The sequence below is a fragment of the Haloarcula sp. MBLA0163 genome (assembly GCF_055632435.1).
Map to the genome: position 1 here is coordinate 1,414,139 of NZ_CM145745.1, position 23,469 is coordinate 1,437,607.

Annotated in this window: 20 protein-coding genes and 2 tRNA genes; 12 read left to right on the top strand and 10 right to left on the bottom strand. The window is 68.2% G+C overall.

Annotation, left to right across the window (positions count from 1 at the left end; genetic code table 11):
* The first annotated feature begins 69 nt into the window (after window positions 1-69).
* The 4 genes from ACV7GQ_RS07580 to ACV7GQ_RS07595 all read left to right on the top strand — a co-directional run bounded on the left by ACV7GQ_RS07580 (window position 70) and on the right by ACV7GQ_RS07595 (window position 3,637).
* Window positions 70-654 carry a HalX domain-containing protein gene (locus ACV7GQ_RS07580; protein WP_470312908.1) on the top strand — a complete coding sequence of 195 codons (585 nt, stop codon included), beginning with the start codon at window positions 70-72 and terminating at the stop codon, window positions 652-654.
* Entirely contained in the window at window positions 638-1,327 is a 690-nt protein-coding gene (locus tag ACV7GQ_RS07585) for an RAD55 family ATPase (RefSeq protein ID WP_470312909.1), read from the top strand. The genes ACV7GQ_RS07580 and ACV7GQ_RS07585 overlap by 17 nt, the downstream gene beginning before the upstream one ends.
* Before the next feature lie 82 nt (window positions 1,328-1,409).
* A complete protein-coding gene (gene thyX, locus ACV7GQ_RS07590; RefSeq protein ID WP_470312910.1) occupies window positions 1,410-2,153 on the top strand; it encodes an FAD-dependent thymidylate synthase in 744 nt (247 codons plus the stop codon).
* 110 nt (window positions 2,154-2,263) lie between these two features.
* The gene (locus ACV7GQ_RS07595) at window positions 2,264-3,637 is read left to right on the top strand and encodes an ABC transporter substrate-binding protein (protein ID WP_470312911.1); all 1,374 of its coding nucleotides are present in this window, start codon (window positions 2,264-2,266) and stop codon (window positions 3,635-3,637) included.
* 24 nt (window positions 3,638-3,661) lie between these two features.
* Here ACV7GQ_RS07595 and ACV7GQ_RS07600 read toward each other — a convergent pair whose 3' ends face one another.
* Genes ACV7GQ_RS07600 through ACV7GQ_RS07615 form a run of 4 tightly spaced genes read right to left on the bottom strand, consistent with a single transcriptional unit; the run spans window position 3,662 to window position 7,641 of the window.
* Complete coding sequence (locus ACV7GQ_RS07600; protein ID WP_470312912.1) at window positions 3,662-4,417, bottom strand: ABC transporter ATP-binding protein; 756 nt, start codon at window positions 4,415-4,417, stop codon at window positions 3,662-3,664.
* A complete protein-coding gene (locus tag ACV7GQ_RS07605) occupies window positions 4,414-5,253 on the bottom strand; it encodes an ABC transporter ATP-binding protein (RefSeq protein WP_470312913.1) in 840 nt (279 codons plus the stop codon). The genes ACV7GQ_RS07600 and ACV7GQ_RS07605 overlap by 4 nt, the downstream gene beginning before the upstream one ends.
* Entirely contained in the window at window positions 5,246-6,529 is a 1,284-nt protein-coding gene (locus ACV7GQ_RS07610) for a branched-chain amino acid ABC transporter permease (RefSeq protein ID WP_470312914.1), read from the bottom strand. Before ACV7GQ_RS07610 ends, ACV7GQ_RS07605 begins: the two co-directional genes overlap by 8 nt.
* Window positions 6,526-7,641, bottom strand: coding sequence for a branched-chain amino acid ABC transporter permease (locus ACV7GQ_RS07615; RefSeq protein ID WP_470312915.1), 1,116 nt, complete (start codon window positions 7,639-7,641; stop codon window positions 6,526-6,528). Before ACV7GQ_RS07615 ends, ACV7GQ_RS07610 begins: the two co-directional genes overlap by 4 nt.
* Before the next feature lie 128 nt (window positions 7,642-7,769).
* On the opposite strand from ACV7GQ_RS07615, the gene ACV7GQ_RS07620 reads away from it, so the two are divergent.
* The 4 genes from ACV7GQ_RS07620 to ACV7GQ_RS07635 all read left to right on the top strand — a co-directional run bounded on the left by ACV7GQ_RS07620 (window position 7,770) and on the right by ACV7GQ_RS07635 (window position 12,819).
* On the top strand, window positions 7,770-10,877 hold the full coding sequence (locus ACV7GQ_RS07620) for an FAD-binding and (Fe-S)-binding domain-containing protein (RefSeq protein WP_470312916.1): 3,108 nt from the start codon (window positions 7,770-7,772) through the stop codon (window positions 10,875-10,877).
* 49 nt (window positions 10,878-10,926) lie between these two features.
* Complete coding sequence (locus tag ACV7GQ_RS07625; RefSeq protein ID WP_470312917.1) at window positions 10,927-12,075, top strand: helix-turn-helix transcriptional regulator; 1,149 nt, start codon at window positions 10,927-10,929, stop codon at window positions 12,073-12,075.
* 67 nt (window positions 12,076-12,142) lie between these two features.
* A tRNA-Glu gene (locus tag ACV7GQ_RS07630) sits at window positions 12,143-12,217 on the top strand.
* A gap of 65 nt (window positions 12,218-12,282) precedes the next feature.
* Complete coding sequence (locus tag ACV7GQ_RS07635) at window positions 12,283-12,819, top strand: DUF21 domain-containing protein (RefSeq protein WP_470312918.1); 537 nt, start codon at window positions 12,283-12,285, stop codon at window positions 12,817-12,819.
* On the opposite strand, the gene ACV7GQ_RS07640 is transcribed toward ACV7GQ_RS07635, so the two are convergent.
* The 5 genes from ACV7GQ_RS07640 to ACV7GQ_RS07660 form a co-directional block, all read right to left on the bottom strand.
* A complete protein-coding gene (locus ACV7GQ_RS07640; RefSeq protein WP_470312919.1) occupies window positions 12,803-14,389 on the bottom strand; it encodes an aryl-sulfate sulfotransferase in 1,587 nt (528 codons plus the stop codon). The two genes, ACV7GQ_RS07635 and ACV7GQ_RS07640, sit on opposite strands and share 17 nt — an antisense overlap.
* 72 nt (window positions 14,390-14,461) lie before the next feature.
* Complete coding sequence (locus ACV7GQ_RS07645; RefSeq protein ID WP_470312920.1) at window positions 14,462-14,647, bottom strand: DUF7576 family protein; 186 nt, start codon at window positions 14,645-14,647, stop codon at window positions 14,462-14,464.
* Between the two features lie 64 nt (window positions 14,648-14,711).
* The gene (gene glmU / locus ACV7GQ_RS07650; RefSeq protein WP_470312921.1) at window positions 14,712-15,893 is read right to left on the bottom strand and encodes a bifunctional sugar-1-phosphate nucleotidylyltransferase/acetyltransferase; all 1,182 of its coding nucleotides are present in this window, start codon (window positions 15,891-15,893) and stop codon (window positions 14,712-14,714) included.
* A gap of 227 nt (window positions 15,894-16,120) precedes the next feature.
* Window positions 16,121-16,195 (bottom strand) — tRNA-Glu (locus ACV7GQ_RS07655).
* A gap of 203 nt (window positions 16,196-16,398) precedes the next feature.
* Window positions 16,399-18,363 (bottom strand): 3-hydroxyacyl-CoA dehydrogenase/enoyl-CoA hydratase family protein, encoded by a 1,965-nt coding sequence (locus tag ACV7GQ_RS07660; protein WP_470312922.1) that lies wholly within the window; start codon window positions 18,361-18,363, stop codon window positions 16,399-16,401.
* Between the two features lie 114 nt (window positions 18,364-18,477).
* Here ACV7GQ_RS07660 and ACV7GQ_RS07665 point away from each other — a divergent pair, with 114 nt between their 5' ends.
* From ACV7GQ_RS07665 to ACV7GQ_RS07675, 3 genes are all read left to right on the top strand, one after another.
* On the top strand, window positions 18,478-19,635 hold the full coding sequence (locus ACV7GQ_RS07665) for an acyl-CoA dehydrogenase family protein (RefSeq protein WP_470312923.1): 1,158 nt from the start codon (window positions 18,478-18,480) through the stop codon (window positions 19,633-19,635).
* A gap of 115 nt (window positions 19,636-19,750) precedes the next feature.
* Window positions 19,751-20,191: an Hsp20/alpha crystallin family protein gene (locus ACV7GQ_RS07670; RefSeq protein WP_470312924.1), complete on the top strand. Its 441-nt coding sequence runs from the start codon at window positions 19,751-19,753 to the stop codon at window positions 20,189-20,191.
* 71 nt (window positions 20,192-20,262) lie between these two features.
* Window positions 20,263-20,874 (top strand): DNA-3-methyladenine glycosylase family protein, encoded by a 612-nt coding sequence (locus ACV7GQ_RS07675; protein ID WP_470312925.1) that lies wholly within the window; start codon window positions 20,263-20,265, stop codon window positions 20,872-20,874.
* Between the two features lie 12 nt (window positions 20,875-20,886).
* On the opposite strand, the gene ACV7GQ_RS07680 is transcribed toward ACV7GQ_RS07675, so the two are convergent.
* A complete protein-coding gene (locus ACV7GQ_RS07680; protein ID WP_470312926.1) occupies window positions 20,887-22,242 on the bottom strand; it encodes a RimK family alpha-L-glutamate ligase in 1,356 nt (451 codons plus the stop codon).
* A 128-nt stretch (window positions 22,243-22,370) separates the two neighbouring features.
* Here ACV7GQ_RS07680 and ACV7GQ_RS07685 point away from each other — a divergent pair, with 128 nt between their 5' ends.
* Window positions 22,371-23,390, top strand: coding sequence for a succinylglutamate desuccinylase/aspartoacylase family protein (locus ACV7GQ_RS07685; protein ID WP_470312927.1), 1,020 nt, complete (start codon window positions 22,371-22,373; stop codon window positions 23,388-23,390).
* The last annotated feature ends 79 nt before the right edge of the window (window positions 23,391-23,469 follow it).

Consider the following 23,469-nt stretch of genomic DNA (forward strand, 5'->3'; position numbering starts at 1 on the left):
GACTCAGGGGCACGCACGGACCCACAGGGCTATGTATGTGGGTACGAAAACGGAGACAGTAAGAACAGTATGTCGAAATCGGACCTGCCTGTCGTACTCATCGTCGAAGACGAACCGGACGTCGCGGAGACGTACAAACTGTGGTTGGAGGGTGATTACGAGGTCCGGATGGCCCAGAACGGTGACGAAGGGCTCGAACAGTTGGACGAGACGGTCGACATCGTCCTGCTGGACCGGATGATGCCGGGCCTCTCCGGCGACGAAGTCCTCAGTCGCATCCGCGAGCGGGAGCTCGGCTGCCGTGTGGCGATGGTGACCGCCGTCGAACCGGACTTCGACATCCTCGAGATGGGGTTCGACGCCTACCTCTCGAAGCCCATCCGGAGCGAGCAGCTCCACGACACCGTCTCGAACCTACTTGAGCGCTCCGAGTACGACTCGCTCCTGCAGGACTACTACGCTCTCGTCGAGAAGCAGGCGACGCTCGAGGCGACGAAGTCGAACGCCGAGCTGGCCGACAGCGAGGAGTACGCCGAACTCAAGGCGGAGGTTGCGGAGATGCGCGAGGGCCTCTCCGACACCCTCGGTGGCATCGAGGACGACGACGACTTCATCGCGACACTGCGTGGACTGAGCAATGGCGAAGAGAACTGAGGTGACCGAAGGCATGTACGACCTCTCATCTGTACTCGATTTCGACGCTCTGTCCGAGGTCCGACCCGGGTCCAGCATCCTCATCTCTGGCCCCGCGATGACCGGGAAGCAACGGCTGGCCTACGACATCCTGGCCGACGGTGCCCGCGAGGGGGACGGCACCGTCGTCGTGACGACGAGCGACGACGCCACCGACGTCGTCGCGGACTTCCGAGAACGGGTCCCGGCGCTCGAGGAGTCGCAACTCGGCGTCGTCGACTGCCGACGCGAGGGCGGGTCCGACAACACCGCTGTCGACGGCGCCTACGTCCATCAGGTGTCCTCGCCGGGGGACCTGACAGGCATCGGTATCGGCATCACGAAGACGCTCGAAGCGCTGCACAACTCCGGTCGGGACCGCGGCCGTCTGGCTCTCATCTCGCTGTCGACGATGCTCACCTACACCGACAAGAAGACGGTGTTCAAGTTCTGTCACGTCCTCTCCTCCCGACTCGACGCGGCGGACTACATCGGCGTCTTCACCATCGACTCGGGGGCCCACGACCAGCAGACCATCCAGGTCATCAAGCAGGCCTTCGACGGCCTCATCGAGGTCCGGGACGCGGAGGGCGGCGGGCGCGAGTCCCGCGTGCTCGGCCTCGCCGGCGAACCGACCGACTGGAAGCGCATCTGACCCGACCGTCGGAACGACACAGCCGCAGTCGCTCTCACCGGTGGGGAGCAAGTATTTTGACCCTCCGGCGTTCCCTCCCGGTATGGAAGTCACGCTGCTGGAAGCCACGGAGGACCCCGAGGACCTCGTCTGCAAGGCCGCCCGCAACGACTACAGTGCGGAGTTCGTCGGCGGCCAGTCCCTCGAAGCGACGATGGCGGACGTCGAGGGCGACACGCTCGACGCCAAGAAGGAGACGCTCATCGGCCACCTGCTGGACCACGGCCACTTCGGCCCGTTCGAGCACCCCCAGATAACGTTCGCCGTCGAGGGCGTCTCGCGCTCCTGTATGGCCCAGATCACGCGCCATCGCCACGTCTCCTTCGACGTCCAGTCGATGCGGTACGTCTCCTTCGACGACGTCGACCCGGCCGACGTCCGCGAGGGCGAGATGGTCGTCGTCCCGCCGTCGGCGACCGACCCCGAGTGGGTCGGCCGCAACCAGAAGCAGGGGGCCGTCGACGAGGTCGACGTCGAGCGGCGGGCCGAGATATTCCGTGACACCATCGCGGACGCCGTCGAGTCCTACCAGGAACTCCTCGACCTCGGGATGCCGCCGGAGGACGCCCGGTTCGTCCTCCCCATCGGGACGAAGGTGAACATCGTGATGTCGATGAACGCGCGGATGTTGATGCACGTCGCCGACATGCGCGCCGCCGCGGACGCGCAGTGGGAGATTCGGGAGTTGACGGAGGAACTCCTCGACATCGCCGGCGAGTGGTGTCCCATCACGTTCGACCACTACGAACGCGAGATGAAGAACCGGAAGAACCGACTCGCACCCTGACAGGTCTGCGACCCGACAGACCGGGGCCGACGTTCCTCCGCATCACGCCGCCGTCCAGCGTCCCAGCACGGGCAACATATTTCTACTAGTGGGTTCAAAGAACGATAGATATGAGTCGTGATAGCAGTAGACGAACGTTCCTCAAGCGCACCGGTGCGCTCAGTACCCTGAGTCTCGTCGGGCTCGCCGGGTGTTCGACCGAACCGAGCGACGGTGGTGACGGCGGCAGCGACGGTGGCGATGGCGGCGACGGCGGGACCACCGGCGACGGCGGGAGTGACGGCGGCGGCGGAGCGGACACGCCCGACGTCATGATGGTGGTCGGCTACCCGCAGAGCGGCGTCCAGCTGTTCAAGGACTACTACTCGGACTACGGCGACGACACCGTCGACATCCTCGTGACCGACGGGCTGCAGGACGGCAGCCTCCCCGGCGACGTGGGCAACGACATGTCCAACGTCACCGGGTCGGCGCCGTCCGCCGCGGGCCCCGGCGTCGACACGTTCACGAACCTGTTCACCGAGGAGTTCGACTACGACGAGGCCGGCGTGTTCACCTCCCAGGCCTACGACGCCTCGGCGGTCCAGATCCTGGCCAACCTGATGGCCGGCGAGAACGACGGCACGGCGATTCGGGACCACATGCGCGTGGTGGCGAACCCCGGCGGGACGACGTACACGCCGTCGGAACTGCCCGAGGCGGCCGAAGCGGCGGCCGCCGGCGAGAACATCCAGTACGAGGGGGCGTCCAGCAACGTCAACTTCGACGACGCCGGCGACATCACCTCCGCGCAGTACCAGGTGTTCGGCTTCACGCAGAGCGGCGTCGAGACCCAGCAGACCATCGACTTCGGCGGCAACGCCGACCTCGCACAACCGGAGCCGTCCGGGAGCGGGAGCGGCGCCGACCGGACGGTCCGACTCGGCATCCTCCAGCCGGAGACCGGCGACCTCGGGCCGCTGGGGCAGGCGATCCGCGACGCCGCGCTCCTGCCGGCGATCCAGCTCCGGGACCAGATCGACCAGAGCATCGACACGCAGGTCGGTGACACCCAGTCGACCGCACAGGCCGCGGTCAACGCGGCGAACTCCCTCGTGAGCGCCGGCTACCCGTCCATCACCGGCGCGGCCTCCTCCGAGGCGACCATCCAGGTGGCGAACAACGTCCTCGTGGACAACCAGGTGGTCGGGTGTTCGCCCGCCTCCACCTCGCCGGCCATCACCAGCCTCGAGGACGACGACTTCGTGTTCCGGACGCCGCCGAGCGACGCCCTGCAGGGGCAGGTGCTCGCGCAGTTGGCGACCGAGGAGCTCGGCGCGTCGACGGCCTCGACGCTGTACCTGAACAACAGCTACGGGCAGGCGCTCCAGCAGGCCTTCGTCGACGCGTTCGAGAACCAGGGCGGCAGCGTCGTCCAGCAGGTCGGCTTCGAGTCCCAGCAGTCCTCCTACACCTCACAGATAAACAGCGCGCTGAACCAGTAACCCGGCGCGCCCGCCGCCGACGTCTTATCCGCCGAGGAAGTCCTGCCTGACCTGCTGGTCCGCGAGCAGGACGTCGCCGTCGTCCTGATAGCGGTTCTGGCCCTGTACGAGGACGTAGCCGCGGTCACAGCGCCGCAGCGCCTCCTTGGCGTTCTGTTCGACCATCAGGACGGCGGTGCCGTCGTCGTTGATGCCGTCGATGCGGTCGAACATCTCCGCGACGAGGTCCGGGGCCAGCCCCGCCGAGGGCTCGTCGAGCAGGAGCAGGTCCGGGTCCAACATCAGCGCCCGGCCCATCGCCAGCATCTGCTGCTGGCCGCCCGAGAGCGTCCCGGCCTTCTGCGTCGAGCGCTCCTCCAGGATGGGGAACCGGTCGTATATCGTCCGAATCTGGTCCTCGGGCACCTCGTCGAGGATGTACGCGCCCATCTCGAGGTTCTCGCGGACCGTCAGCGAGCCGAACACGTTGTCGGTCTGCGGGACGTAGCCGATGCCCTCGTGGATGATCTCGTCGGGGCGGCGCCGGCTGATGTCCTCGCCGTCGAAGACGACCGACCCGCCCATGTAGGTCGTCAGGCCGAAGACGGACTTCATCACCGTCGACTTCCCGGCGCCGTTGGGGCCGACGATGACGACGTACTCGCCGTCGGCGACGTCCATGTTGACGTCCTCGAGCACCTGCAGGTCGCCGTAGCCGGCGTCCAGGTCGCGGACCGCGAGCAGGCTCTCGGCGGGGTCGGGCAGCGCCGCGTCGGCCGACCGCTGGGCCTGCCGGCTCATACGTCACCTCCCAGGTAGGCCTCGAGAACGCGTTCGTCCGACTGGATGGCGTCGGCGTCGCCCTCCGCGAGGACCTGTCCCTGATGCATGACGATGATGTGTTCGCAGTGGTTCATGATGACGTCCATGTCGTGTTCGACCAGCAGGAAGGTCAGTCCGTCCTGCCGCAGTTCGTCGATCCGGTTCAGCAGTTTCTCCTCCAGCGTGGGGTTGACGCCGGCCAGCGGCTCGTCCAGCAGCACCATCTCCGGTTCGGTCATGAGGACGCGGGCCATCTCCAGCAGCTTCCGCTGCCCGCCCGAGAGGTTGCCGGCGTTCTCGTGGGCGAGGTGGTCTATCTCGAAGAACTCCAGCGTCTCCCAGGCCGCCTCGACCACCTCGGCCTCGTCGCGCTGGACCCGTTCGCGCAGACCCGGCACGACCGACTGCAGCGCCGACTCCCCCAGCTGGTCGGGCGGCGCCAGCATCACGTTCTCCAGCACCGTCATCTCGGAGAGCTCGCGTGCAATCTGGAACGTGCGGACGAGGCCCCGCTTGGCGAGCGTGTACGGCGCCAGCCCGGTCACGTCCTGCCCGTCGAACGTGACAGTTCCGGCCGTCGGTTCGTGGATGCCGGTGATGCAGTTGAACGTCGTCGACTTGCCGGCGCCGTTCGGCCCGATGAGGCCGGTGAACGACCCTTTGGCGACCTTGAACGACGCGCCGTCGACGGCCGTGACGCCGCCGAACTCCTTGCGCAGCCCCTCGACCTCCAGCAGCGGCGAGTCGATGGCGTCGCTGGTGGTCGGGACGTCACTCTCCGTCGTCGCCCGCTCGACGGCCTCGGTGTCACTCATCCGTCTCACCCCCGTCGGCGGTCCGCGGGCGTGTCAGGTCCACGCTCGTGGCCGGCTCGTTGCGGTGGCCCAGCAGCCCGTCGGGCTGGTTCTGGATGATGTAGACGAGGACGGCGCCGATGAGGACGAACCGGAGCGTGCTGATGTTCCCGACCGTGTAGGCCACGAGCGGCGTCGGGTCGAGCGAGCCGAGCGCGGCGATGGCCTCGAAGACGTTGCCCGGCGCCCGCCCGCCGAACGTCGGGACGTACTCGCCGAGTCGCGCCGGGAGGTAGAACAGCAGCGCCGAGAACGTCGCCGCGCCGAGGATGCTCCCGGTGTTCGACCCGGAGCCGCCGATGATGAGCGCCGCGAAGACGTAGAATGTGATGACCGGTCGGAACTGCGCGGGGCTGATGTAGCCCGCGCCGCCGCGGAACAGCGCGCCGGCCAGTCCCATCAGCGCACAGCCGATCATGAACGCCTTTATTTTGAACAGCCTGGTGTCCTTGCCGAGCGACTGCGTCACCGTCTCGTCCTCCCGGATGGCTTTCAGCACGCGCCCGAACGGCGAGTCCGACACCCGACTGAGCACCCAGTAACTCCCGGCCGCGATGGCCAGCAGACTCAGCCCGTAGGCCATGTTGACGACGTTCGGTCCGGAGATGCCGACGCTCTCGGCGGCGGCGACGAGCGGTTGCCCGGGACCGTTGACGAGCGTCGCCACGACCTCGTCGGGTGACTTGAACGAGATGCCCGTCGCGCCGCCGGTCCCGAACCGCTTGCCCAACACCTCGACCTCGGCGACGCCGCCCCAGTTGACGAACAGGCGGATTATCTCCGAGAGGGCGACGGTGACGATGGCGAGGTAGTCCGCGCGCAGGCGGAGCGCGGGGAGGGCCGCGATGGCGCCGACGATGGCGGCCATCACCATGCCACCCAGCAGGCCGACGAACAGCGGGAGGCCGAAGCCCGGGACGCCGCCCGCCCCGGGGTCGACCGGCGCCGTCAGGATGGCCGTCGTGTACGCGCCGACGGCCATGAAGCCCGCGATGCCGATGTTGAACAGCCCCGTGTACCCCCACTGGAGGTTCAGCGCCAGCGTGAGGATGGCGTAGGCGCCGACGAGCACCGTCACGCTGCCGACGAACCCGGCGGCGAGGTTGGCCGACTGCGCGCCGCCGACGGCGAAGGCTAGCAGCGTCAGTAGCAGCCAGATGCCGACGAGGAACGAGACGACGAGCGCGGCGTCGGGCAGCGCCTCCAGTCTGTCCCGGACGTCCTCGAAGCCGCTCATGCCGTGCTCACCCCCCCGAAGATGCCGGACGGGCGCAGGAGCAGGACGACGATGAGGACGGCGAAGGCGGCGGCCCGCGTCAGCCCGGACGGCAGCCAGATGAGCGCCAGACTGTCGACGAGGCCGATGAGGACGCCGCCGGCCATCGCGCCGTAGATGGAGCCGATGCCGCCGACGATGACGGCCGCGAAGATGAGCAGGAGGAGAATCCACCCGAAGTTGAACGAGATGGTCCCGCTCTCGAGGACGAGCAGATAGCCGCTCGTCCCGGCCAGTGCGCCGCCGAGGACCCACGTCAGGCGGACGACCCGTTCGGTCGGGATGCCGGTGACCCGGGCGAGGTCCTCGTTGTCGGCCATCGCCCGCATCGCCTTCCCGAGCTTCGTCCGCTGGAGCAGGAGGTGGACGGCGAGCATCAGGCCGACGGCGACGACCAGGAGCGCGATCTCGTTGTCCGTGATGGCGACGCCGGCGAACAGCTGGAGGCGCGTGCCGCTGGTCGCGACGCCGCTGGTCTGTGTGCTGAAGAAGAAGGCGATGAGGTACCGGAGCGCCAGTGCGACCCCGATAGAGGCGATGAGCAGGGAGATGTTCCCCGAGTCACGCATCGGGCGGTAGACGATGCGGTCGACGAGGAGGACGACCCCGACGGTGCCGACGGCGGCGACGACGAGGCCGAACAGGACGAGCACCCACGACGCGGACGCGCTCAGTTGTGCGCCGCCGTTGAACAGGAACAGGTCCGTCAGGGGCGCGCTGACGGCCAGGTTCGCCGTGACGTACGCGGCGACCCAGCCGAGAAATGCGCCCACGGTCACCGTGTCACCGTGGGCGAAGTTCGCGAAGTCGAGGATGCTGTAGGTCATCGAGAGGCCGATGCCGGCCAGCCCCACCGCGAGGCCGACGAGCAGACCGTCCAACACCATCGAGGCGAGCGAGCCGACTGTCAGCGCCCCGCCCATGACCCTGAATCCGAGCGCGTACACCGTGGTTCCGAGCAGTTTCGTCGCGAGGTCGGCGACCAGATAGAGGACGACGGCGGCGACGGCACCAGCACCCGGCCGCTCAATCGCCAGTTGTCGGCCATCCGAGACTGTTTCAGCGATACCCATTGGTTAGCAGTGGTTCGACACTGGAGCGTAAATAACGCTCCGATGGTTTTCGTCGGCCGAGTGGCAGGACTGGCCCCGACAACAGTCCTGTGCGTCAGGTTAACGTCACGTCGCTCGAACGTCCGACCATGGGTGCTACCGAACAGGGACCGAACGAGGACCCGGCCAGCGACGCGCGGTCGGACTACGACTACCGGACCGACGCCGTGGACCGGCCCGGTCTGGTCGCCGACATCGCCGACCGGGTCGACGGCGACGTACGGTTCGACGAGTACTCCCGACAGCTCTACGCGACCGACGCCAGCGCCTACGAGGTCACCCCGGTCGGCGTCGTCTACCCCGAGTCGACGGCCGACGTGGCCGCCGTGGTGGACTACTGTGCGCAACGGTCGATTCCGGTCCTGCCACGGGGCGGCGGGACCAGTCTCGCCGGCCAGTCGGTCAACGAGGCCGTCGTCCTCGACTTCACCCGACACATGGACGCACTGCTGGACGTCGACCCCGACGCGGCCCGCGCCACCGCACAGGTCGGGACCACGCTCGGTGACCTGAACGCGGAACTCGCCCCGCACGACCTGAAGTTCGCGCCGGACCCGGCGTGGGGCGAGAAGTCGGCATTGGGCGGCGCTATCGGCAACAACTCGACCGGCGCCCACTCGCTGCAGTACGGCAAGACCGACCACTACGTCGAGGAGTGCGAGGTGGTGTTGGCCGACGGGACGGTGACGACGTTCGGCGAGGTCGAGGTGGCGGACCTTCGGGAGACCGCCGACCCGGACGGCGACCTCGAGGGGCGGATTCACGCCGCCGTCCTTCGCATCCTCGAGGAGGAGCGTGCCGACGTCGACGACGCCTTCCCCGACCTCAAGCGGAACGTCTCCGGCTACAACCTCGACCGGCTGGTCGCCGAGGCCGACGGCGAGTACGGCGAGGCGGGGACGGTCAACCTCGCCCGACTGCTGGCCGGCAGCGAGGGGACGCTGGCCATCGTGACCGAGGCCACCGTCTCGCTCGAGCCCATCCCGGAGACCGAGTCGCTCGCGCTGCTGGCCTACGAGGACCTCGTCTCGGCGATGGAGGACGTCGCCCCCATCCTCGACCACGACCCTGCTGCGGTCGAGGTGCTGGACGACGTGTTGCTGGACCTCGCGGCGGACACCGAGGAGTTCGGCGACCTCGTCGACGAGATTCTCCCCGAGGGGACTGGGGCGGTCCTCCTCGTGGAGTTCTACGCCGAGAACGACCCGCAGGGCAAGCAGAAGGTGGCGGACCTCCTCACGGACCGCGTCGGCGACGTCTCGACCGAGGCCGTCCCGAAGGAGAGTGCCGAGGAGATGACGGCCGCACCGCTGCGGGCCTTCCACGGCCGCGAGGCCCACGAGGAGGCCGAGCGGGCGCGGTTCTGGAAACTCCGGAAGTCCGGCCTCCCCATCCTCCTCTCGCGGACCAGCGACGCCAAACACATCAGCTTCATCGAAGACACCGCCGTGCCGCCGGAGAACCTCCCGGAGTACGTCGCGGACTTCCAGGACGTCCTCGAACGGGAGGGCACGTTCGCGTCGTTCTACGCTCACGCCGGGCCCGGGTGTCTCCACATCCGACCGCTGGTGAACACGAAGACGCTGGACGGCGTCGAGCAGATGGCGGCCATCGCGGACGGCGCGACGGACCTCGTGAAGGAGTACGGCGGCTCGGTCTCGGGCGAGCACGGCGACGGGCGCGCACGCACGCAGTGGAACCACAAACTGTACGGCGACGACGTCTGGGCGGTGTTCCGGGACCTGAAGACCGCCTTTGACCCCGACTGGCTCCTCAACCCGGGGCAGGTCGTCGGCGTCGACGAGGCGGCCGTGGAGGCAGGCGAGGCCCCGCCGCGGGCCCGCACCGTCGACATGACCGAGAACCTGCGGTTCTCCCCGGAGTACGAGTTCGAGTTCGACTTCGAGCCGTCGCTCTCGTGGGACAACGAGAACGGGATGCAGGGGATGGTCGAACTCTGCCACGGGTGTGGGGGCTGTCGTGGCCCGCAGGAAACCACCGGCGGCGTGATGTGCCCGACCTACCGGGCGGCCGACGAGGAGATAACCGCGACCCGCGGCCGGGCGAACATGCTCCGGCAGGCGATGAGCGGCGACCTGCCGGACGACCCCACCGACGACGAGTTCGTCTCCGAGGTCATGGACCTCTGTATCGGCTGCAAGGGGTGTGCGAAGGACTGCCCGAGCGAGGTGGACATGGCGAAACTGAAGACGGAGGTCGAGCACGCCCACCACCAGAAACACGGCGCGAGCCTGCGCGAGAAGGTGTTCGCCAACGTCGAGACGGTGAGCAAGGTGGGGAGCGCGCTCGCGCCCGTCTCGAACTGGGCGCAGAAACTGCCGGGGAGCGACTACCTCGGCGAGAAACTGCTCGGCGTCGCTCGCGAGCGCGACCTGCCGACGTTCCAGCGCGAGTCCTTCGAGGACTGGTGGGCCGACCGCGGACCGCAGGTGCCGGAAGCGGACGCCGAGCGGACCGCCGTGCTGTTCCCCGACACGTACAACAACTACAGTCACCCCGAGGTCCTGCGAGCGGCCGTCGAGGTGCTGGAGGCCGCTGCCGTCCACGTGCAGGTCCCCGACGGCGTGACGGCGTCCGGACGGGCGGCCCACTCGAAGGGGTTCGTCGACACCGCACGCGACCGAGCGGCGACCAACGTGGCGGCCCTCGAACCGATGGTCGAGGACGGGTGGGACGTGGTCGTCGTGGAACCGTCCGACGCCGTGATGCTCCAGTCGGACTATCTGGACCTGCTCGGCCACGACCACGAGGGTGCGACGGCGCTCGCCCGCAACGCCTTCGGCGTCTGTGAGTACCTCGACCGCTTCGCGCTGGACGCGAACGTCGACTGGGACGGCGCGTCGGCGTCGCTGACCTACCACGGCCACTGCCACCAGAAGGCGACGAAGAAGGACCACCACGCCGTCGGCGTCCTGCGCCGGGCCGGCTACGCCGTCGACCCGCTCGACTCGGGGTGTTGCGGGATGGCCGGCAGTTTCGGCTACGAGGCCGAGCACTACTCGATGAGTCAGGCCATCGCGGGCATCCTCTACGACCAGATAGCCGACAGCGACGGCGAAGAAGTCGTGGCGCCGGGGGCGTCCTGTCGGACGCAGATAGCCGACGGACCGACCGACGAGGAACCGCCGCATCCGGTCGAAAAACTCGCAGACGCCGCCGGCCCGGTGCCGCGATAGCTCCACTATTCATAGCGCTTTTATGCTGTCCTCGGGTCATACGACGTAGATGTCTCGCGCGGTCGCCGTCGTCGTCGCCCTCCTGCTGACTGCCAGCCTCGCCGCCGCTCCCGCACTCGGGGCGCAGTCGGCCTCTCTGGCCCAGACGCCCGACGGGTTCGAGGAGACCACGTTCCGCGTGACGGTGTACGAGAACGGCTCCGCGACGTGGGCCATCGAGCACCAGACGCCGCTGACCAACGAGACGGAGGAGCAGCGCTTCGAGGACTTCGCGCGGAACTTCGAGCAGAACGAGACGGCGCTGTACGTCAACTTCGTCGAGCAGGCGGGACTGCTCACGCAGTACGGGACGAACGAGACGGGCCGGCAGATGGGGGCCCGGAACTTCCACCGCTCGGCCGCCGCGAACCCGGTCCAGAGCACCGGCACCGTCCGCATGGCCTTCCTGTGGACGAACTTCGCGAACGTCTCGGACGGGCGCGTGTTCGTCGGGGACGTGTTCGACGGGGGGTTCTACATCGCCCCGGCCCAGTCGTTCGTCGTCGAGCGAGGGCCGTCCATGGCGTTCGCACAGGTCCGTCCGACGCCGGACTCCCGGAGTCAGCCGGACTCCCTGACCCGCAGCGAGAGCGTGACCTGGGTGGGCGAGCGGTCCTTCGCCGACCGGCGCCCCTACGTCGAGCTCGGCCAGCGGTCGGCCGTGGTCGACGGTTCGGACCCGGGCCGGACCGACGCGCCGCCGACCGACGGCCCGGGGTCGGCGGACGGGATGTGGCCGCTGGCCGTCGTCGTCGTGATAATCGCTCTCGGAGCCGTGGCCGCCGCCGCGTGGCGCTCCGGGGCCGCGGCCGCCGCACTGGGCGACGACGGCGGTGGTGGGACGGCCGCCGAACCGACCCCGGAACCCGACCCCTCGCCGGCGACACCGGACCAGCCCGACCCGGACCCCGCAGTCTCGGACGAGGAGCTCCTGAGCGACAGCGACCGGGTCATCAACCTGCTCGAGGAGAACGGCGGCCGGATGAAACAGGTCGACATCGTCGACACGACGGACTGGTCGAAGTCCAAGGTCAGCATGCTCCTCTCTGACATGGAGGACGACGGCGACATCAGCAAGCTCCGCGTCGGCCGAGAGAACATCATCAGCCTCGCGGGGGAGGAGCCGGACGCGGCCGGGTCGCCGTTCGACGAGGAGTGAGAAACCCACACAGGGCGCTCCCGAAACGCAATCATTATACGTTCCACCACCCTTCGTCTCAGTGTACGCTCCGTTGGTGTAGTCCGGCCAATCATATCACCCTCTCACGGTGATGACTAGGGTTCAAATCCCTGACGGAGCATTCTTCGACGCACACTTCGCACAGCGGTGCGTCGGTTCTTTGCCGTCGGGGGTGCGAGGAGGCGTATGTCCACACACCTCGTCCCGACGCTCGGAATCGTCGTCGCACTGCTCGGCTGCAGTGCCTTCTTCTCCAGTAGCGAGACCGCGCTGTTCTCGCTCTCGCGGGAGTGGGTCGCAGAGGCGGCCGCGACGGACGCCCGTGCGGCGGCCGTCGAGGACGTCCTCGCCGACCCGCACCGACTGCTCGTGACGATACTCGTCGGCAACAACGTCGTCAACATCGCCCTGTCGAGCCTGTTGACGGCGCTGTTCGTCGACCGCTTCCAGTCGGGCACCGCCGTCGTCCTCACGACGGTCGTGGCCAGCAGCGTCATCCTCGTCGCCGGCGAGATAGTGCCGAAGTCCTACGGCCTCGGCCACGCGCAGTCGTTCGCGCTCCGGGTCGTGCGCCCGCTCCGGTACGTCGAACTCCTCCTGTACCCGGTGGTCACCGTCTTCGACGTCCTCACCCGTGCGGTGTCGGCCGGACTCGGCGGCCAGCAGGCCATCGAACGGACGTACGACGACGACTCGGAGACCGATGCTACCGACGACCGATAGCCGCGAGGGCACGTCTGCCCACCGCCGTCGCTCGGCGCGCGAGACCCCACAGCGAGTAGCGTGACCAGTAGAACTCCGAGGCGCTCCAGACGATGCCGGTCGAGACGGCGGCGGTCGCGAACACGAGGTCGCTGAAGCGGACCCACGACGGCGCGACGTACAGCGCGCCGTTCGCGACCAGGCTCGGGACGAGCGCCTTGAGGCCGAGCCAGAACCGGTCGGAGAGCGAACGCTGCGTGCCCGGCCCGGAACTCGCGGACGTGTTCGTGACGTTCGCGACGACGCTGGTCGCGTTCCCGGGGCGGTCGGCGACGACGGCACGGTACGGGGCGGCGGGGCCGCCAGAACTCTCGTCGCCGGTCCCCAGCCGTTCGACGTCGTACGGCATGCCGACGTCGGCGCTCCAGACGACCGTGTCGTTCACGCCGACTTCGGCGACGCGGTCGCCGTGGGAGTCGACGACGAGGGTGCCGCCGTCCGGGAGCCGGTCGGCGTCGCGTGGCCACTGGAGGCGGACGTCGCGCCATTCCCACGTCCGGTTCCACCCGTCGGCCGTGCGTTCGTACTCGACGACCCGGCCGTTCTCCGAGTCGGCGACGAGGACCGCCGGACCGCCACGCTCCGCGGGGATGTAGTCGGGGTTGTGCTGTTCGTAGAGGACGCTGTGGTTCTCGTCGGTGCCGAGCGTCCGGCGCTCGGCGACCGCCCAGCCGTCGGGGCCGGGTTCGAGGAAGAGGACCTCGTCCATGTTCCGGGGACTGACCATCACGCTGCCGTCGGCGAGGTACTCGACGTCGTTGACGTGGGTCCAGTCCCCCTCGGAGCCGCCCTGGTCGCGGTCGTAGTGAGCGCTGGCGTTCCAGCGCCACGCGACGCTCCCGTCCCGCGTATCGACGGCGTAGACCCCGTCGTCGACGATGTCGGCCACGAGGAGGTGCGTCTCGTTGATGCGGTCGACGTCGTGCCAGCGCGCCGAGTAGACGCGCTCGGTCACCTCGCTGTACACCGTCCGCTCGTCGCCGGTGGTGAGGTTCACGCGGACGACGACGTTGCGGGTGCAGGGCTCGCCCCCGACCGGTCCACAGGCGTCGCCGCTCAGGTGCTCGGCGGCGACGTACTCGACGGTGTACCGCTCGCCCTCGACGAGGTCGACGTCGAAGTAGACGCGATAGCGGTCGTCGTAGTAGACGACCGTCCCGTTGGGGAGGAAGGCGGCCAGTTCGGCCCGTTCGTCGCTGACGTAGAACCCCTGTGTCGCGACGACGGTGACGTTCCGGTCGAGGGCCGCGGCGGCGTCGGTGACGCGGGCCGTCGACCAGTTCTCGCCGCGGGTCGGGCGGTCGCGCGCCCGTTCGAACCGGGACTCGACGTCGACCGTCCGTCCGGTCGTCGACACCGTCGTTGCGTTGTTCGGACTCCCCGATTCGGTCGCGGAGGGACTCGCGGCACCCGCACTCGCGCCGTCGGCGACTCCCGTCGCAGTCGCGTAGGAGTGGCCGACGGCGGCTGTGGCGGAGAGGAGTATCGCCAGGAAGGCGAGGCGGGCGACCGTACCACTGCGGCGGCTCATGTGTCGTGCGGTCGTCAGAACGAATCGTCCTACAAAGTGCTTTCCGTAGACTCTAGCCGGAGTCGAAGCGACCTACGCGCCGTCCCACTGCTGGCGGCACTCGTCGTCGCAGAAGTGTGCCGTCTGGACGCTCTCGTCCGCTATCCACGTGATGACGCGGTGTGTCACCTCGTTCGCTATCGGCTCGCCGCATACCTCGCAGTTCGGTGCGTCCGCCTCGTCGATGTCCTCGTGGTGGTCCGAAGTCGGGTCGACCATCTTACCTGAGCGTCGTTTTCACCCTACTTAATCCCACATAATCGACGCTCGCTCGGCCGGGCCGCTATCGGTCCCGGGTGACACTCTCACCGGGGCCGGTCGTCGCGCCGGCAGAGAGGACGACGCCCGCGTTGAGGCTGGTGTTGATGCCCGTGTGGACGCCGTCGCCGGCGACGATGCCGAACTTCCGGCGGCCGGTCGATACGCGGTCGCCCTTGACGGTCAGCTTCACGTCGCCGCCGTCGTGTCGGAGGTTCGCCACCTGCGTCCCCGCGCCGAGGTTCACGTCGGTCCCCAGGACGCTGTCGCCGAGGTAGGAGACGTGCGGGACCGCCGAGTCGGCCATGACGACGCTGTTCTTGACCTCGACGCCGTGGCCGACGTGGGTGCCCTCGCCCAGCATCGTCGCGCCGCGGACGTACGCGTTCGGCCCGACCTCGGCGCCCGACCGGACGAGGACCGGCCCCTCGATGGTGACGCCGGGTTCGACGACGGCGCCCTCCTCGACGACGACGGTGCCGCGCAGGTCGGCGTCGCCGCGGACCTCGCCGTCGACGCGGCGCTCCATCTGGTCGAGCTTCCACTCGTTGGCCTCCAGCAGCTCCCACGGCCGGCCGACGTCGAGCCAGCGGTCTACCTCGACGGCGGTGACGGTCCGCTCCTCGATGACGCGGGCGAGGACGTCGGTGATCTCGTGCTCCCCGCGGTCGCTGAGCGGGACGTCGAGCCAGTCGCGGGCCTCGGCCGGGAAGACGTACGCGCCGGCGTTGGCCAGTTCGGTCGGCGGGTCGGCCGGTTTCTCCACGATGCCGGTCACGCGGTCGCCGTCCGTCGAGAGGACGCCGTAGTTCGAGGGGTCGGGGACGCGGTAGGCGGCGATGGACGGCGCCGCGTCGAACAGGTCCGTGAGGCTCGCCTCGTCGTAGAGGTTGTCGCCGTTCAGCACGGCGAACGGGCCGTCGATGTACTCGCTCGCCGCGTCGACGGCGTGGGCCGTCCCGAGTTGCTCCTCCTGGACGGCGAAGGAGACGGGGTGGCCGCGATACGAGTCGCCGAAGTACGCTCTGACGGCGTCGGCCTCGTAGCCGACGACGAATATCAGTTCGTCCGCACCGGCCTCGATGGCGGTGTCCGCGGTGTGGGCGACGAGCGGCCGGTCGGCGACGGGGAGCATCGGTTTCGGCGTGTTCTCGGTCAACGGACGCATCCGCGTCCCTTCGCCGGCGGCGAGTACGATCGCTTGCATGGGTTAGCGCTGGCGGCGCCCGGAAAAATAGCTACTGGCATCCTAACCCGGTCGTGCCACCTGCTCTCTCGGGACGTTATCACACGTCTAAGACGGCGAGAACTGCGGTCCACCGACCACTGTGAGCGCCAGCACCGCTCGTAGGGCTGTCGTCACGGTCAGAAGCGGCCGGTCGCCGGCGAATGTCGACGGCGTCGTCACTCGACGATTCGTTCGCGGCAGGAATGTGCTCGGTATGGGATTTGAACCCATGTCCTCGGCTCGAAAGGCCAAGATGATTGGCCGGACTACACCAACCGAGCGCATTCCTGCGTTTCGGGTGCTCCAATTTAACCCCATCGAAATAGGGGCTATCTGTGCCGCGGTCACACGGTACGCCGCGGTCGCGCGACCGCGCACGGACCCCACCACACCGCGCGGAGACGGCCCACTGGCCCGCTCTGTCGTCAGGACCCGCCGCGGTCGGAGTCGCGTCGGTCAGGGCCTCGCGGCGACGGCGGTGCCCTCACTTCCCCTCGAACTCCGGTTCACCGTCGCCCATGAACGCCGTGATGCCCTCCATCACGTCCTCGGTGCCGATGAGGTGACCGAAGGCCTGGGATTCGACCTCGAGGCCGGCGTCCGTGTCGTCGCGGCCGGCGTGCATCGCACGCTTCGTGAACTTCTGGGCGACCGGCGGCCCGGCCGCGAGGTCACGGGCCAGTTCGAAGGCCCGGTCCTCGAGCTCGCCGTTCTCGACGACCTCGTTGACGAAGCCGTAGTCGGCCATCTCCGCGGCGTCGTAGCGCTCCGCGGTGAAGATGATCTCCTTCGCGCGGCCCTCGCCCACGATGTTGGCGAGGCGGACGGTGCCGCCCCACCCGGGGAGGAGGCCGAGGTTGTGTTCTGGCTGGCCGAGTTCGGAGCGCTCCGAGGCGATGCGGATGTCCGCACACGTCGCCAGTTCCATCCCGCCGCCCAGCGCGTAGCCGTCGATGCCAGCGACGACCGGCATCGGACAGGCCTCCAGCTTCCCGAAGGTCTCCTGGCCCTTCTTCGAGAGTTCGACGGCCTCCAGCGGCGTCGCGTTCGACGCCATCGACTGGACGTCGGCCCCGGCGGAGAACGCCTTGTCGCCGGCGCCAGTGAGCAGGATGGACCGGACCTCGTCGTCGTCCTCGAGGAGGTCGACGGCCTCGCTGAGCTCGTCCATCAGGTCGGGACTGACCGTGTTCATCCGGTGGGGGCGGTCGAGGACGATGTGGCCGACCATCTCGCCCGGGTACTCGACGGCGATGTTCTCGAACTCGGTGGTCGCCCCGTCGTCGGCGCCGTAGAAGCCGCCCTCATCGGCGGCGGCGCGCAGGCCGTCGGAGACGGCGTAGCGGGCCTCGCCGGTCTCCTCGTGGACGTCCTCCAGCGTGTCGACCAGCGTCTCCAGTCCGGCCTTGTCGGCCAGCTTCGCCGGCCCCTCGGGGAAGCCACCGCCGAGCATCACGGCCTCGTCGATGTCGGCGACGGGCGCCACGTCGTTCTCGACGAGCTTCCCGACCTCGTTGGCCATCACGGCCAGCAGTCGGTGTTCGATGTCCTCGCGGCCGGCGTCGGTCGGGATGTCGACGCCGCCGTCCTCGTAGTCGTAGAAGCCCTCGCCGGTCTTCTTGCCCAGCTGTTCCTTCTCGACCTTCTCCTCCAGGAGCGGACACGGGGCGTACGGTTCGCCCAGCACCTCGTGCATGTACTCGAGGACGTGCAGGCCGACGTCGTTGCCCACCTGGTCGGAGAGTTCGAACGACCCCATCGGGAGGCCCATGTCGAACTTCGTCGTCGAGTCGACCTCGGCGACGGTGGCCACGTCGTCGTGGACCAGCCAACACGCCTCGTTCATCAGGGGGACGAGGATGCGGTTGACGATGAACCCGGGCGAGTCCTTCCGGACCCGGACCGGCGTCTTGTCGAACTCCTCGGCGAGCTGTTCGATGGTCTCCAGCGTCTCCTCGCTGGTGTGTTCCCCGGAGATGACTTCGACGAGTTGCATCCGGACCGGCGGGTTGAAGAAGTGCATGCCGCAGAACTGCTCCGGTCGCTCCGTGACCTCCGACAGTTCGGTGATGGAGAGGCTGGAGGTGTTCGTCGCGAAGATGGCGTCCTCGGGTGCGTGCGCCTCGACGTCTGTGTAGACGTCCTTCTTGATCTCCATCTTCTCGGGGACGGCTTCGATGACCACGTCCGCGTCGCCGACGGCCGCCTCGACGTCGACGAGCGCCGTGACGCGTTCGAGCGCCTCCTCGGCCTCCTCGTCGGAGAGCTGGTCCTTCTCGGCCAGTTTGTTCAGGGACCACTCGATGTTGTCGTACCCGTTCTGGACGAACTCCTCTTTGATGTCCCGCATCCGGACCTCGTAGCCGGCGAGGGCGGCCACCTCCGCGATGCCGTGGCCCATGTTGCCCGCGCCGAGCACTGCTACCGTCTCGATGTCCTCGAAATCCATGACATATGTCCCCACTGCCGGGCCACGTTTCAACGTTTCTCTCACCGAAAAACCTCTCTGCCGTTTATTTCGGATTACAAACCATTAATTGGCGGTCTCGTGAACACACCACACATGGACTTCGAACTGTCCGACGAGCAGCGCCAGATACGAGACGAGGTCCAGCGCTTCGCAGAGAACGAGATACGGCCGGTCGCCTCGGAGTACGACCGCGCGGAGAAGTTCCCGCACGAGGTGGTCGAGAAGGCCGCCGAGATGGGCCTGACCGGGGCGAACATCCCGCTGGAGTACGGCGGGGTGGGTTACGACACGCTGACCAACGCCATCATCGCCGAGGAACTGTTCGCGGCCGACCCCGGCATCGGTCTCTCCATCCAGTCGGCGGCCTTCGGCGCCGACGCACTGGTCGGCTTCGGGACGGAGGAGCAGAAGGAAGCGTATCTGGAACCCGTGGCGACGGGCGACGCCATCATGGGGACGGCCATCTCCGAACCGGACACCGGCTCGGACGTCTCGTCGGTGTCGACACGGGCCCGCAAAGACGGCGACGAGTGGGTCATCGACGGGAACAAGATGTGGATCACCAACGGCTCCGTCGGCGACTACTTCGTCGTGCTCTGTGAGACCGACCCCGAGGCAGAGGGGCGGTACAACGGGTTCTCGCAGATCCTCGTCGAGGCCGACCGCGACGGCTTCGAAGCGGAGAAGATATCCGGGAAACTGGGTATCCGCGCCTCGGACACGGCCGAACTCGTCTTGAACGACGTGCGCGTTCCCGAGTCCAACCTCGTCGGGACGCGGGGTGCCGGCTTCCTCCAGATTATGCAGTTCTTCGACGAGACGCGGACCGGCGTCGCCGCACAGGGGGTCGGCATCGCCCGCGGAGCGGCCGAACGCGCGCTCGACTACGCGCAGGACCGCGAGCAGTTCGGCCAGCCCATCTCGGAGTTCCAGGCCATCCAGCACAAGCTCGCGGAGATGTTCACCGAGATCGAGGCCGCACGGCAGTTGACCTACAAGTCCGCCTGGAGCGTCGACAACGAGGGCGACCAGCTGACCCAACTGGCGTCGATGGCCAAGGAGAAGGCGTCGCGGGTCGCCGTCGAGGTGGCCGACGAGGCGGTCCAGATACACGGCGGCGCTGGCTACGTCGACGACTTCGACGTCGAGCGGTTCTACCGCGACGCGAAGATAACCCAGATATACGAGGGGACCACCGAGATACAGAAGAACATCATCGCCCGCGAACTGCTCGGGAAGGGCATGGTCTGAGCGCGCCGGACAAAGCCCGGCTTACCGACCGGAACGCCGACCCGAACCGCCGACACAGCGACCTTTCTCGCCGTACCGGCTGGCTAACTAAGCGGCGGTCACGAGAGGTCCCCGTATGGCGCGGAAGCTACCACTCGACAACATGGAATCGTGGTTCGAGCAGATGAGCCGGCAGTTCGAGGAGGCCGCCGAGCGGTGGGGGACGGGGTTCGAACCGTGGACGGCGGAGATGGGGTCCCCCCGCGTCGACGTGGTCGACGAGGACGACGCCTACGTCGTCACCGCCGACCTGCCGGGGTTCGACAAGGACGACCTCGACGTGTACATCAGCGACCAGACGCTGGCCATCGAGGCCGACCACAGCCACGAGGCCGAGGCGACCGACGTGAACTACGTCCGGCGGGAGCGGTCCCACCGCTCGCTCTCGCGGCGGGTTCGACTGCCGGGGAGCGTCGACGAGGACGACGTCTCGGCGTCGATGGACAACGGCGTCCTGACGGTCCGCATCGGGAAGACCGACGCCATCAGCGGGGGCCACCAGATCGACATCGAATAGCGGTCGGTCGACGGTTCCCGACTTCGTGCCGACAGACAGGTTCTTTCGCCCGGCGTCACTACCGTCCGTCGATGACGGACTCGCCACACGAGACGCTCCGTGAAGACCCGGACATCGGACCGCTCGTCGACGCCCACGGCGAACTCACCCTGGACCCGGCCGAGGACCTCTTCGAGCGGCTGGTCGTCTCCATCCTGCGCCAGCAGGTGTCGATGGCGTCGGCGGCGGCGACCCGCGAGCGCCTGTTCGACGCCGTCGAGGTGACTCCGACCGGCGTCCTCGCGGCCGACGACGAGGTGTTACGCGACGCCGGCCTCTCCAGACAGAAGACCCGCTACGTCAACGAGGTGGCCGCGGCGTTCGAGGAGGAGGGGTACACCGTCGACTATTTCGCGGACCACTCGGACGAGGCCGTCCGCGAGGAACTGACGGCCATCACCGGCGTCGGCGACTGGACGGCGAACATGCAGCTGCTGTTCTCGCTGGGCCGCGAGGACGTGTTCCCGGTCGGCGACCTCGGCGTGCGGAAGGGGTTCACGAACGTGGTCGGCGACGGCTACGACCGGTCAGAGATGGTCGCGTACGCCGAGCGATGGGCGCCGTACCGGAGCTACGCGACGCTGTACCTCTGGCGTGCGCAGGAGGACATCGCGGAGAGCGTCGACGAGGTCGCGGAGGAGTAGCCGACCGCCCGCTCACTCCAGCGTCTGTTCCTCCTCCTCCTCGGAGTCCGACTCGTACTCGTCGTCGGCGCGGCGGTTGACGTTCACCTGGTAGTGCTTGAGGATGTCCCGGCCGAGCAGGAGCGGGTAGTCCATGTGCGACCGGTCCTCGACGCTCGCGGTGACGGTGTGCTGCGTGCCGCCGATGCCGACGACGAGGTCGACGACGGGGCGCGAGCGCCCGGACTTGACGCTGCCGGACTTTATCTTCACGATGTCGAGGATGGGGCCCGTCCCGATCTCGGCGGCGAGTTCGGCGTCGATGCTCGTCCGGGTCGCCCCCGTGTCCGACTTCGCGAGGACGGTCTTGTGGCCTCGGGTCCCGGAGACGACGACCTCCTCGATGTAGCCGATGGTGACGTTCTCGGGCGTCGACGTGGTCGGCTTCCGGGGCATCGCCGTCGGCCGCGAGTCGTCCAGGCGGTCCGAGAGCCGCTCGACCTCCGCGTCGTCGACCTCACCGCCGGCCTTCTCGATGGCCCGTCGGGCGATGTACGGCGCGGGGCTGATGCCGGTGGCCTTGAACAGGCCGCGGAACCCGGCGGTGGGGTTGACCTCCAGGACGTAGTAGCCGTCTTCGCCCTGCACGATGTCGACGCCGGCGTAGTCGAGACCGACGGCGGAAACGGAGTCGAGGGCCATCTCGCGGACCTCCTGTGGCAGGTCGCCCGTCATGTCCTCGACCTCGCCGCCGAGGGCGACGTTGGTCCGCCACTCGCCCTCCGGGGCGTAGCGGTTCATCGCGCCGACTATCTGGTCGCCGACGACGTAGACCCGCAGGTCGTGGTGGCGCTGGTCGTCGTGTTCGAGGAACTCCTGCAGGAAGGCGTGGCGTTCGCCGACCTGTGCGTTGACCGGTTCGTCGAGTTCGACCATCCACGTCCCGCCGCCGTGGGTCCCGATGGCCGTCTTGTACACCGCTCGCTCGCCGAAGCGGCCGCGCTCCTTGTTGAGTCGCTGGGTGGACAGGGCGAGGACGGCGTCGGGGATGTTGACGCCGGCGTCGGCGAGGGCCGCGGCGGTGGCGAACTTGTGGAGCGCCGTCATGGCCGGCGTCGGTTCGTTCAGCATCGGGGCCGCCTTGTTCAGCGTCAGCGCGAGGCCCGCGCCCTCCATCGGGTGCTCGTCGCTTGAGAGCAGCAGTCGGTTGGCGATGACGTCTACCTCCGGGTGGAGGCGCAGTTCGCTGTCGCTCGTCGTGACCGTCGTGTTCTCCTCGCGGAGCCACTCCGTGTCACAGCCCATCTCCTCGGCGGCGTTCAGAATCGCCTTCGTCTCCTTGCTCGAGTGGAGACTCAGCACGCCGACCGTGATGTCTTCGGTACGCATACCGCGTCGTTCTAGGGGCGTCAGCAAAACACTGATGGGTCGCCGGCCTGCGAGTCGTTCTCTCGCGGGTCCCGGCGTGGCGATTCCTCGCCAGACACCCTTTTATCGGCCCTCGTGTTTGTACGGGCATGGACGAGGCCGAACCGTTCACGTACGACGGTGGGCGGGTAGACCCCGGCGAGACGCAGAACGTCCGGTACACGGTCAGCGAGACGTACATGGGCGACCCGGTCCGCATCCCGGTCACCATCGTGAACGGCGAGCGCCCGGGTCCGACGGGGTTCCTCTCGGCGGCGGCCCACGGCGACGAACTGAACGGCATCGAGGTCGTCAGAGAGGTCGCCCACGAGTGGGACCACGAGACGCTGGCGGGGACGCTGGTCTGTCTCCCGGTGTTGAACGTCCCGGCGTTCCTCGCACAGGAGCGGTACCTGCCCATCTACGACCGGGACCTCAACCGCTCGTTCCCGGGCAACCCCGACTCGACGAGCGCGAAGCGGATGGCCGACCGCATCTTCCGGAACTTCCTCGAGCCCTGTGACTTCGGCCTCGACTTCCACACGTCGACGCGGGGCCGGACCAACATGCTCCACGTCCGGGCGGACATGGACGACCCGGCGGTCGCACGGGTGGCCAACGCCTTCGCGTCGAACGTCATCATCTCCTCGGAGGGCCCGTCGGGGTCGCTGCGCCGCGAGGCCAGCGCCGCCGGTGCCGCCGCTATAACCATCGAGATGGGGGAGGCCCACCGGTTCCAGCGCCAGCTCATCGACACCGCGCTGGAGAGCGTCCGCTCGGTGCTGGCCGAGTTCGGGATGCTCCCGACCGAAGTCGTCCAGTGGCCCGGCTGGCGGACCGTCATCGAGAACGGCGACGAGAAGACGTGGATACGCGCCGACGCCGGCGGACTGGTCGACATGCACCACCAGCGGGGCGACCTCGTGTACGAGGACGACGTCATCTGCACCATCGCGAACCCGTTCAAGACCGAGGACACGACGGTCCGGGCGCCGTTCACCGGCCTCCTCGTCGGCATCCTCGAGAACCCGCTGGTCTACCCCGGGAACCCGCTCTGTCACCTGGTCCGACTCGACGAGCGTACCCGGCGAGCGCTGGAGCGGACCCAGGAGGTCCGGGGCGAGACGTGACCCGCGATTCCACCCCGACCGACTAGTCAGGGGGTGAAGATATTCGACAGATGCGGCGATGCGCGCACGTTGTAGTAAC